This window comes from uncultured Tessaracoccus sp. (genome assembly GCF_947255005.1).
In the GTDB taxonomy this organism is placed as follows: Bacteria; Actinomycetota; Actinomycetes; order Propionibacteriales; family Propionibacteriaceae; genus Arachnia.
The window spans coordinates 23,506-33,957 of the sequence record NZ_CAMYFI010000025.1 but is presented as its reverse complement, the minus strand read 5'-3'; the positions used below and the strand labels follow the sequence as shown (position 1 = coordinate 33,957).

Sequence of the window (10,452 nt, the reverse complement as noted above, 5' to 3'; positions counted from 1 at the left end):
CCGAAGGGCAGAAGATCGCGGTCGTACTCGCGGCGGAGCTCGTCGGCGACCCCCAGGTGGTGCTCCTCGACGAGCCCACCCGCGGTCTCGACTACGCCGCCAAGGGCGTGCTCAGCAGCACCATCGCGCGCATGGCAGCCGAGGGCCGTTCTATCCTCATCGCTACCCACGACGTCGAGATGGCCGCCCGCACCTGCGGGCGCGTCGTGGTGATGGCGGAGGGCGAGCTCGTCTCCGACGGCCCCGCCCGCGACGTGCTCGCCTCCAGCCAGCTCCTTGCCACACAGGTGTCCAAGGTGGCGAGCCCGGTGCCGTTACTGACCGTCGAGGAGTTCCATGAAGCCGCGCGTTGACGACCGTCTCGACATCCCTGCACCGCTCGTTGGTGTCCATCTCGGGTGGACCTCGTGGCTGCTCATTGGAGTCATCAGCGTGTTCGGCTTCTTCGCCCTGGCCTGGCCGTTCGTCGTACCTGCGGTGGGGGTTGGCACCCAGCATTCGCAAGACGCTCCCTTCATCTTGGCCGCGCTGTTGCCCCTCATGCTCGCGTTGGTGCTCGCGCAGGTGAATGAAGGCGGCCTCGACACCCGGGCGCTGGCGATGCTCGGCGTGCTCTCGGCCATCTCCGCTGTGATGCGGCCAGTGCTTGGCGCTGGTACAGCCGGCGTCGAGAGCATTTTCTTCATCCTCATCCTCGCGGGACGGGCGTTCGGCCCAGGCTTTGGGTTCTTGCTCGGCAATACCGCGATGTTCGCTTCGGCCTTGCTCACCGCCGGTGTTGGCCCCTGGCTTCCGTTCCAGATGATGGGCGCGAGCATCTGCGGCCTGGCTGCCGGGCTGCTGCCCCGTCGCGTGCACGGCAAGGCCGAGATTGCCATGCTCATCGGGCTCGGTGTGGTGAACGCGTACGTGTACGGCATGATGATGAACCTCTGGTTCTGGCCGTTCATCACAGGCACGTCGATCGAAGGCATCGCCGCAGGCGCTCTCGACTACGTGCCAGGTGCGCCACTCGTCGACAATCTTCGCTCGTTCTTGTGGTTCACGCTGCTCACCTCGACGGCCGGCTTCGACACCGGCAGGGCTCTTGCGACGGGTATTGCCCTGGCTGTGCTGGGGCGGCCGCTGCTGGTGGTGCTGCGGCGAGCCGCGGGCATGGCGCGCATTCAAACTACGGCCCACCCCAGTGGTGCCCAGGCCGGCGTGGCCTGAGCTCGCGCGGTCACCGTCGGGCGAGAGGAAGCGCCCAACCACCCTGTTCTCCTTCCTCGATCCAGCCGCCTTCCGCCAGCTCGTGCAGACCCGAGAGGCACGCTGCCAACGGCAGCCCCGTGCGCCGAGACAAGGTGGACGGAAGCATCTCTTCGCCCACGACGAACACTTCACGCAGCATTCGCAGGTCGGGACGCAGGCGATCAAGTGCTACGTCTTCACCGCGGGCTCGAGAATCCGGCACGCTACCCACCGGGCTGACGAGCTCCCGCACGTCGCGCGAATCGGTAACCAACACCGCCCCACCGTCGCGGATGAGCCGGTGCGGCGTCTGGGAGAGCGTCGAAGTGACCGGCCCTGGAACGCCCATGACCACTCGACCGAGCTCATTGGCCCACGCCGCCGTATTCTTCGCGCCCGAGCGGAGCGCGGCTTCTACTACCACCGTGCCAGCGGTGATGGCGGCGATGATGCGGTTCCTGGCCAGGAATGCGGGGCGCATTGGCCTACTGCCAGGAGGCATCTCTGATACCACGGCGCCCTTGCGCGCGATCATCGCCGCCAAGGACGCGTTCGACGCCGGGTACGGCTGGTCGACACCGCTCGCCACCACACCGATCGTCATACCTCCAACCGAGAGCGCTCCTCGGTGAGCTGCGGCGTCGATGCCGAATGCGAGCCCGGAAACAATGGCAACACCTTCTGCAGCCAGATCTGCGGCGAGTTCGAGTGCCACGTTTTGGCCGTACTGCGACGCCGCTCTCGAGCCTACAAGCGCCACGCCGGGAGGGCTCGCGTCGAGTGGAGCCCCTCGAACCCACAGGCCGAACGGCTGTCCGCCTTGGTCGCCCACCTGGGCATTCGTGAGGCTTCCGAGGTTGGCCGGCCATTCATCGTCACCTGGAATGATGAAGCGCGCGCCACACCGTTCAGTAGCCGCTTGCACAGCCTCAAGATCGACGGTGCGTGCACGCGACGCCCACGCTGAGGCTTCGCGCTGATTTCGCAGTGCCTGCCACACCCACTGCGCACCTTCCTCCTCTACCAGCGCGGCGAGCTTTAGGGATGCGAGGGAGCCGAGGGCACACAGGCCCATCCTGGCTTGTCGTTCGTCCATCTCAGGCCGCCTTTGCTGATTCTCCGAGGCGCAGCTGCATGGCAGCGCCGAGATCGGTGGTAGTGACAACGTCGTTGCCAGCGAGATCAGCGAGTGTCCAGGCGACGCGGAGCACCTTGTCGACCCCACGAGCGCTGAGCGTGCCTCGGGCGAGCGCTCGGTTGATGAGCGCCGTATCCGGCAGCGGAAGCTCCTTGCGCAGGAAGGAGCCTGACACCTGGCTGTTGGTAGCCCACGGGGTATCTCGGAGCCGGTGCCGTTGGCGCTGTCTGGCCTCCAGCACCCGCTCGAGCACGACGGCGCTCGTCTCGGACGGTGGTTGGTTGATCTCCATGAACCGGCTCACCGCTGGCATTCGATGCAGGATGTCGACTCTGTCGAGGATAGGGCCGCTCAGTCTGTCTTGGTACTGCCGAACCCGAAACGGCGGACACGAGCATTCTTTGCCCACGACACCGGCATACCCACATGGGCATGGATTCGCTGCCAGCACCAGCTGGAAGCGCGCCGGGAACCGCACCTGATGCATGGCCCGACCGATGCTGACGTACCCGTTCTCAAGCGGTACGCGCAGTGACTCCATCGTTTTCTGCCCGAACTCTGGCCCCTCGTCCAAGAAGAGCACGCCGAGGTGGGCGAGGCTCACCGCACCCGGGCGAATCTCTCTGCCACCACCACCCACGAGGCTCTGCCGACTCGCGGTGTGATGCGGATCTTGGTACGGCGGGCGGGTGATCAGCCCCTCCGTGAGACGCTCTCCCGCTAAGGAATGCAACGCCGACACTTCAATGGCCTCATCTGGCGTGAGCGGTGGAAGGATCGACGTCAGCCGCGACGCGAGCATCGTCTTGCCTACCCCTGGCGGGCCGTGCAGGAACAGGTGATGACGACCAGCCGCGGCTACCTCAAGCGCAAATTTCCCGTCCTCATGGCCGTGTACGTCGGAGAGGTCGGGGACCAGCGCGCGGTCGTTCGACGACGACACGACTGGCGGGGTGGGGTGCATCGTCGGATGGCCGGCCAGCACGCCAAGCACCTCCCCGAGATGATCCACGCCCCACACCGTGATACCTGGGACCAACTGGGCCTCAGAGAGCTGCGCGGCGGGAACGATGGCCTTAGCAAAGCCCCGCTTCGACGCTGCGAGCAGCAGAGGGATGATGCCGCGCACGGGCCGAACCCGCCCATCCAGCCCCAGTTCGCCGAACATCACCGTGGTCGCGAGCAACTCGGTGCGGACCTCATTCTTCGAGTCGACGGCCATCACCGCCACGGCGATAGCCACGTCGAAGTGCGTGCCATGCTTGGGCACGGACCCTGGCGAGAGGTTCACGGTGAGCATGCCGTCGGGCCATTTCTTGCCGGTGGCCCGCACCCCGTGTTTGACGCGTTCTTTTGCCTCGTTGAGGGACGCATCTGGCAGCCCGACGAACACCGTCTTGGGGATGTTCATTGTAGTGGCGGCCTCGATTTCCACTTTCGTGCCTTCCAGCCCCTGCAAGGCGATGCACCACGCTGTCGTGTTCATGCAGCCACCCCTCGAACATGCGTGATCTCGGGAGCCTTGCCACCCAGCAATACCCCGATGGCATCCACTCGGATCTTGGAACCACGCGCTTCATGCGCGTCAAGCCACATGTACGCCAGCTGATAGAGCCGTCGAGCTTTCGTCGGCGTCACCGCCTCAATTGGGGCGCCAAACCCGCTACCAGAGCGAGTTTTCACCTCGATAAACACCACGACGTGTTCGGATGGCTCCCACGCCACGATGTCGAGTTCTCCATGCTCGCAACGCCAGTTGCGTGCGAGCACCTGGAAACCCTTCGACTGCAAATACTGCGTCGCGACTCCCTCACCAAATGAGCCGAGAGCCCGCGACGCCTTTCCCAAACGGACCATACGTCACCTCCACCTAAGTGATAGGCAACTCGGTACCCCTCACGCCCGTTTTCCACAGGGTGAATTTGCCGGAAAGGGGAAAAGTTACGGCTTCGGTACTTCTAGGTCGGAGTGAGCGATCTCTTCTATCGACACATCGCGGAAGGTGAGAACCTTGGCCGACTTCACAAATCGTGCTGGCCGGTACATGTCCCACACCCAGGCATCCCCCATCGACACCTCGTAGTACACGTCGCCGCCCTCGGTCCGGACCTTCAAGTCGACGGCGTTGCAGAGGTAGAAACGCCGCTCTGTCTCGACCGCGTAGGTGAAGATTCCTACGACGTCTTTGTACTCGCGGTACAGGTCTAATTCGAGCTTCGACTCGTACTCATCAAGGTCCTCGGAGTTCATGGTTCCTCACTGTACTGGGGTCGCAGCGCGGGTGCTATGGGCGGTACGGACATTGGCGAAGCACCAACGGTGAACTCGCGTCGGCCCATACTCAAGGAGCGCTGCCTGATGCCGCGCGGTGTTGTAGCCCTTGTGAATCTCGAATCCGTATTCAGGAAATTCCTGCGCGAGATCGACCATGATGCGATCTCTCGTCACCTTCGCCACCACCGACGCGGCACTCACGCAAGCGGACACCTTGTCGCCTTTCCACATCGCTAGTCCCGGCACGTCCAACCCGTCGACTGGGAACCCGTCGGTCAACACGAATCCCGGGCGCACGTCAAGCTTGCTCACGGCCCTGCGCAGCGCTTGAATGTCGGCTTCATGCATGCCCAACGCATCGCATTGTTCCGGGCTCACCTCCGCCACCGCGACGGCGAGGGAGCATCGTCGGATCTCATGCAGGAGGCGTTCGCGTCTGGCGGGGGTGAGCGCCTTCGAGTCGTCGAGGTCAGGGATGGGTTTGGCTGGGTCGAGTATCACAGCCGCCGCCACCAGGGGCCCGGCGCTCGCCCCACGGCCCGCCTCGTCGACTCCAGCCACCGGGCCAAGCCCGCTGCGGAGCAGCGCCCGCTCGTAGGCGTAGTTGCCCCGCCCGAGCCGGACCATCAGCAGCCCGGTTCGACGTGGTTTAGCACAGGCTTGTCGGGTGCGGGTTGGGCAGGCTCAGGGACGCTCGCGAACGTTTCGGGAACGACGAATGTGGAGAGTCGATCGAGTGGCGCGACGATGGCGACGGCGGAACCGACCACCTTGTCAACCGGAATAAACGCTGCCATGCCTTGGGGCTCGCCTTGCTTCACGTTGGCGAGGCGGCAGCGTGAATCACCCGATGCGTTGCGGTGGTCTCCCATCACGAAAATGTGGCCGGCGGGCACCACGATGTCGAAGGGCACCGTGGCGGGTTCTACCTGAATGCCGTGCTCTGCGAAGAGGTAGGGGGTTTCGTCGAGGGCATGCCCGTTGACCTCGATCTTGCCGTCATCATTCAGCCGCACATGATCGCCCGGCATCCCGATGACCCTTTTGATCAGGTGCTCCGTCCCGCTCGTAGGGGCAAGCCCGACGAACTCCATCCCACGCTGCAACGGGCCAGGATCTGCCGTTTGCGTGATGCCGAGCCAGTGGTCAGGATCTTCAAAGACGACGACGTCGCCACGCTGGAATCCGCCGAGCTTGCTGACAAACACGCGGTCACCGACATCGATGGTGTTCTGCATGGAACCGGATGGGATGACGAACATTTGCCCGATGAAGGTTCGCAGTAGCGCAGCGATGACGATGGCACCAGCCAGGATGATGATGCCTTCGGTGGCCCACCCGAGCACACGCCTCCCGAAGGTTGGACGCCCGGTAGGGGCGTCGACGTCCTCGGTTGTTTCGGCGCTCGGCTGCTCATTCACTCCGCAAACTCTACCCGGAAAAGCAAAGGCCACCGGGACAACACCCGGCGGCCTTGCAAAGGTATGGGAAGCCTTGATTCGTTCAGGCGCGCTTTTCCTTGATCTTGGCTGCCTTGCCGCGAAGCCCGCGGAGGTAGTACAGCTTGGCGCGACGCACGTCGCCCCGACGCTCGACCTCGATCTTGTCGATGATGGGGCTGTGCAGCGGGAAAGTACGCTCAACGCCGACACCGAAGCTCACCTTGCGGACGGTGAACGCTTCCTGAATGCCGCCGGCGTTCTTGGCGATAACAGTGCCCGCGAATACCTGGACACGGGAGCGGTTGCCTTCCACAACTTTCACGTGAACCTTCACGGAGTCGCCGGCGCGGAACTCGGGGATGTCGTCGCGCAGCGACTGCTTGTCGAGCTCCTTGATGATGGGGTTGGTCATGTTCGTTCCTCGTCAGTGCCGCAGGTCACCGCGGTAGTCGTTCGTCGCAACGTGCTGGACGGTCCCCCTACGGCAGGAGCCACCACGCCACCAGACGCCTGCTGGCGCCAAGGAGCAATCTTGCCAGATCGTCGTCGCAACCGGAAATCGAACCCGCTCACCGCCGCGTCCCTCGCTCCAGGCAGACGTAACCTGTGCGGCTCTGTCCCGGCACAGGTGTCACCTGCCTAGCGGCGACGAGGCACCGTCGGAAGGCAGGTGACACTTGATCCGCTCAGTTGCCGCACAGGTTGCACATGCTTGGCGCGCATGCGAAAGGTGCGGCAGGCTGAACCAGCCTGCCGCACCTTCTGGGTCGGTTTGCCTACTTGCCGTCGCCCTTGAACATCGCCTTCATGAGGTCGCGGTTCAGGCGGGAGATCGACTCCAGCGGGATGCCCTTCGGGCAGACCGCGGCGCACTCACCAATGTTGGTGCAGTTGCCGAAGCCTTCCTCGTCGTGCTGGGCAACCATGGACTTCACGCGACGGTAGCGCTCCGGCTGGCCCTGCGGGAGCAGCGCCAGGTGGGAGATCTTCGCCGAGGTGAAGAGCATGGCCGAGCTGTTCGGGCAGGCCGCCACACAGGCGCCACAGCCGATGCAGGTTGCATTGTCGAACGCGGTGTCTGCCTCGCGCTTCGGCGCCGGAGTGGAGTGCGCGTCGGGAGCGGAGCCGGTGTTCGACGACACGTAGCCGCCGGCAGCGATGATGCGGTCCAGCGAGGTGCGGTCGACGACGAGGTCCTTGATGACCGGGAACGGCCCGGCCTGCCAAGGCTCGATGTCGATGGTGGCACCGTCGGAGAAGGAGCGCATATGGAGCTGGCAGGTGGTGGTCACCTCGGGACCGTGAGCTACGCCGTTGATGACCAGGGAGCACATGCCACAGATGCCCTCGCGGCAATCGTGGTCGAACGCAACAGGCTCTTCGTTCTTCTCCGTCAGCTGCTCATTGAGCATGTCGAGCATCTCGAGGAAGGACATGTCCTCGGACACGCCGTCGAGGTGGTACTCCACCATGCTGCCCTGAGCATTCTTGGAGGCCTGACGCCAAATACGTAGCTTCAGTTTCACTTGTAACTCCGTTGCTTCAGTTCGATTGCGTTGTAGACGAGATCCTCACGGTGGAGCACCGGCTTAGCGCCCTCGCCGGTCCACTCCCAGGCCGCGACGTAGAGGTACTCGTCGTCGTGACGCAGCGCCTCTCCTTCTTCGGTCTGGCTCTCGGCGCGGAAGTGTCCACCGCAGGACTCACGACGGTGGAGCGCGTCAATGCACATTAGTTCGCCCAGCTCCATGAAGTCGGCCACGCGGCCGGCGTTCTCGAGGGCCTGGTTGAAGTCTTCAGCCTTGCCGGTGACGCGCACGTCGCGCCAGAATTCCTCGCGCAGCTCACGAATCATGCCGATGGCCTTCTTCAGGCCTTCCTCGGTGCGTTCCATGCCGCAGTATTCCCACATGATGTGACCGAGTTCCTTGTGGAACGACTCGACGGAGCGGTTGCCCTGGATGGACATGAGCTTGTCGATGCGCGCCTGCGCGGAATCGCGAGCTTCTACGACAGCCGGGTGGTCGGCGCTTAGCTTCTCGAATGGCGCATCCGCAAGGTAGTCATTGATGGTGTTCGGGAGGACGAAGTAGCCGTCGGCTAGGCCCTGCATCAGCGCCGAAGCACCGAGGCGGTTGGCGCCGTGGTCGGAGAAGTTCGCCTCGCCGCACACGAACATGCCGGGGATGGTTGACTGGAGGTCGTAGTCCACCCAGAGGCCGCCCATGGTGTAGTGCACCGCCGGGTAGATACGCATCGGAACCTCGTAGGGGTTCTCATCGGTGATCCGCTGGTACATGTCGAAGAGGTTGCCGTACTTGGCTTCGACGGCCTTCTTGCCCAGGCGATTGATGGCGTCGGAGAAGTCCAGGTACACACCGCGACGCACCGAGCGCTCCGTGCCGTCGGGCGCCTTCTCGACGATGGCTGGGCCAACGCCGCGACCCTCGTCACACATGTTCTTCGCCTGACGCGATGCGATATCGCGCGGCACCAGGTTGCCGAAGGACGGGTAGATGCGCTCCAGGTAGTAGTCGCGATCTTCCTCAGGGATCTGACGCGGATCCTTGCTGCAATCTTCAGCCTTCTTGGGCACCCAGATGCGGCCGTCGTTACGCAGCGACTCCGACATGAGGGTGAGCTTCGACTGCGACGTACCGTGCTGCGGGATGCAGGTGGGGTGAATCTGGGTGTAGCAGGGGTTGCCGAAGTAGGCGCCCTTGCGGTGCGCACGCCAAGCGGCGGTCGCATTGCAGCCCATCGCGTTCGTCGAGAGGAAGAAGACGTTACCGTAGCCACCCGTGGCGAGCACCACGGCGTCGGCGGTCCACGTCTCCACCTTGCCGGTGACCATGTCGCGGGTGACGACGCCGCGCGCCCGGCCGTCAACGGTGATGAGCTCCACCATCTCGTGGCGGGCATACATCTTGACGGTGCCGGCCGCCACCTGTCGCTCGAGCTGCTGGTAGGCGCCGATCAGCAGCTGCTGACCAGTTTGGCCACGAGCGTAGAAAGTGCGCTGCACCTGCACACCACCGAACGAGCGCGTGTCGAGGAGGCCGCCGTACTCACGCGCGAACGGCACACCTTGCGCGACGCACTGATCGATGATGTTCGCAGACACCTCGGCGAGGCGGTAGACGTTCGTCTCGCGGGCGCGGTAGTCGCCGCCCTTGACGGTGTCGTAAAAGAGACGGAACACCGAGTCGTTATCGTTGCGGTAGTTCTTCGCAGCGTTGATACCGCCCTGTGCGGCGATGGAGTGGGCCCGTCGTGGCGAATCCTGGTAGCAGAAGTTCAGCACGTTGTAGCCGGCCTCACCGAGCGTCGCCGCCGCCGCACCACCGGCCAGGCCGGTGCCAACAATGATGACGGACAGCTTGCGGCGGTTCGCCGGGTTCACGAGACGAGCCTGGAACTGGCGCGTCGACCAGACCTTGTCGATCTCGACCTTGGGGGCCTTCTCGTCGACGATGTTCTCGCCCACGGTGTAGTAGTTCGTTGCGACGTCAGTCATTGCCAATCACGCACCAATCAGTCCGAAGGCCACGGCCAGCGGCATGGCCATGAAGCCGATGTAGAGAAGCACCGCGACGAAGATCGCCAGGCCGTTCAGGATGGAACGCGAGCGGGGCGACAGGTTGAGGCCCAGCGTCGCGAACGCGCTCCAGAAGCCGTGGCGCACGTGCATGCACACCAGGAGCATCCAGAACGCGTACATGGCGACGAACCACACCTGCTGGAAGGCGTGCACCACCATGACGTGCGGTGCGTCGATGGGACCGCCGTGGAACGTCGTCGGGATAATCGTGAACTGCAGCAGGTGGACGATGAGGCCCACCAGAACGATCACGCCGCCCCAGCGCATGGTGCGAGCCGAGTAGGTCTGCGCAATCCGCGTGGTGTGCTGGTAGCCGCGGCCAGACGCCTTCGAGGAGATGCTCCACAGGGAGAACGCGCTCATGAAATGGAGCACGATCACGAGCACCATCACGGCACGGAAGATCCAGATGAACGTGCCATTCGGAAGAATGGGGTACATCATGTCCTCAACGCCATCGGCGCCCTTCAGCCAGTGTGCGTAGTGGTCGAAGGCGTCCGTGCTCAGGAACATCTTCAAGTTGCCATACATGTGCATGAGCAGGAAGCCGATCATGATCAAGCCCGTCACCGCCATGGTGAACTTCTTGACCACAGTCGAGCGAGCTGCCCGCTGATGAATAGTCATTGTTGTCGTCACGAACCGTACTGTAGCTAAGTTCCAGCCCGTTCGTGCGCCCGGGGTCGGTATTGCGCCAAGTTTGTTATTTGGCCTGCGACTAGGCAATTTTCGCTATTTATAGCTTGCGTAATACCAGGTGTCGG

At 63.7% G+C, this 10,452-nt stretch carries 11 protein-coding genes and 1 pseudogene; 2 read left to right on the top strand and 10 right to left on the bottom strand.

Translation table 11 applies throughout. The features are described from left to right. Together Q0X61_RS07100 and Q0X61_RS07095 are read left to right on the top strand one after the other, a co-directional pair. A pseudogene (locus Q0X61_RS07100) lies at positions 1 to 353 on the top strand (cobalt ABC transporter ATP-binding protein); the annotation flags it as partial. Next, positions 337 to 1,212: an ECF transporter S component gene (locus tag Q0X61_RS07095; protein ID WP_297741722.1), complete on the top strand. Its 876-nt coding sequence runs from the start codon at positions 337 to 339 to the stop codon at positions 1,210 to 1,212. The pseudogene Q0X61_RS07100 and the gene Q0X61_RS07095, both read left to right, overlap by 17 nt. Before the next feature lie 10 nt (positions 1,213 to 1,222). Here Q0X61_RS07095 and dprA read toward each other — a convergent pair whose 3' ends face one another. The 10 genes from dprA to Q0X61_RS07045 all read right to left on the bottom strand — a co-directional run bounded on the left by dprA (position 1,223) and on the right by Q0X61_RS07045 (position 10,327). Continuing rightward, positions 1,223 to 2,329 carry a DNA-processing protein DprA gene (dprA, locus tag Q0X61_RS07090; RefSeq protein ID WP_297741720.1) on the bottom strand — a complete coding sequence of 369 codons (1,107 nt, stop codon included), beginning with the start codon at positions 2,327 to 2,329 and terminating at the stop codon, positions 1,223 to 1,225. 1 nt (position 2,330) lies between these two features. Continuing rightward, positions 2,331 to 3,857 (bottom strand): YifB family Mg chelatase-like AAA ATPase, encoded by a 1,527-nt coding sequence (locus tag Q0X61_RS07085; protein WP_297741718.1) that lies wholly within the window; start codon positions 3,855 to 3,857, stop codon positions 2,331 to 2,333. Then, entirely contained in the window at positions 3,854 to 4,228 is a 375-nt protein-coding gene (locus Q0X61_RS07080; protein ID WP_297741716.1) for a YraN family protein, read from the bottom strand. Before Q0X61_RS07080 ends, Q0X61_RS07085 begins: the two co-directional genes overlap by 4 nt. Before the next feature lie 84 nt (positions 4,229 to 4,312). Beyond that, positions 4,313 to 4,621 (bottom strand): DUF2469 domain-containing protein, encoded by a 309-nt coding sequence (locus Q0X61_RS07075; protein ID WP_108871592.1) that lies wholly within the window; start codon positions 4,619 to 4,621, stop codon positions 4,313 to 4,315. A gap of 6 nt (positions 4,622 to 4,627) precedes the next feature. Then, positions 4,628 to 5,275: a ribonuclease HII gene (locus tag Q0X61_RS07070; protein WP_297741724.1), complete on the bottom strand. Its 648-nt coding sequence runs from the start codon at positions 5,273 to 5,275 to the stop codon at positions 4,628 to 4,630. Further along, positions 5,272 to 6,066 carry a signal peptidase I gene (lepB, locus tag Q0X61_RS07065; RefSeq protein WP_297741712.1) on the bottom strand — a complete coding sequence of 265 codons (795 nt, stop codon included), beginning with the start codon at positions 6,064 to 6,066 and terminating at the stop codon, positions 5,272 to 5,274. The genes Q0X61_RS07070 and lepB overlap by 4 nt, the downstream gene beginning before the upstream one ends. Positions 6,067 to 6,148: 82 nt before the next feature. After that, positions 6,149 to 6,499, bottom strand: coding sequence for a 50S ribosomal protein L19 (rplS, locus tag Q0X61_RS07060; protein ID WP_297741710.1), 351 nt, complete (start codon positions 6,497 to 6,499; stop codon positions 6,149 to 6,151). A 364-nt stretch (positions 6,500 to 6,863) separates the two neighbouring features. Beyond that, positions 6,864 to 7,613 carry a succinate dehydrogenase/fumarate reductase iron-sulfur subunit gene (locus Q0X61_RS07055; protein ID WP_297741708.1) on the bottom strand — a complete coding sequence of 250 codons (750 nt, stop codon included), beginning with the start codon at positions 7,611 to 7,613 and terminating at the stop codon, positions 6,864 to 6,866. Continuing rightward, positions 7,610 to 9,604, bottom strand: coding sequence for a fumarate reductase/succinate dehydrogenase flavoprotein subunit (locus Q0X61_RS07050; RefSeq protein ID WP_297741706.1), 1,995 nt, complete (start codon positions 9,602 to 9,604; stop codon positions 7,610 to 7,612). Before Q0X61_RS07050 ends, Q0X61_RS07055 begins: the two co-directional genes overlap by 4 nt. A 6-nt stretch (positions 9,605 to 9,610) precedes the next feature. Continuing rightward, entirely contained in the window at positions 9,611 to 10,327 is a 717-nt protein-coding gene (locus tag Q0X61_RS07045; RefSeq protein WP_297741704.1) for a succinate dehydrogenase cytochrome b subunit, read from the bottom strand. Positions 10,328 to 10,452: the final 125 nt, after the last annotated feature.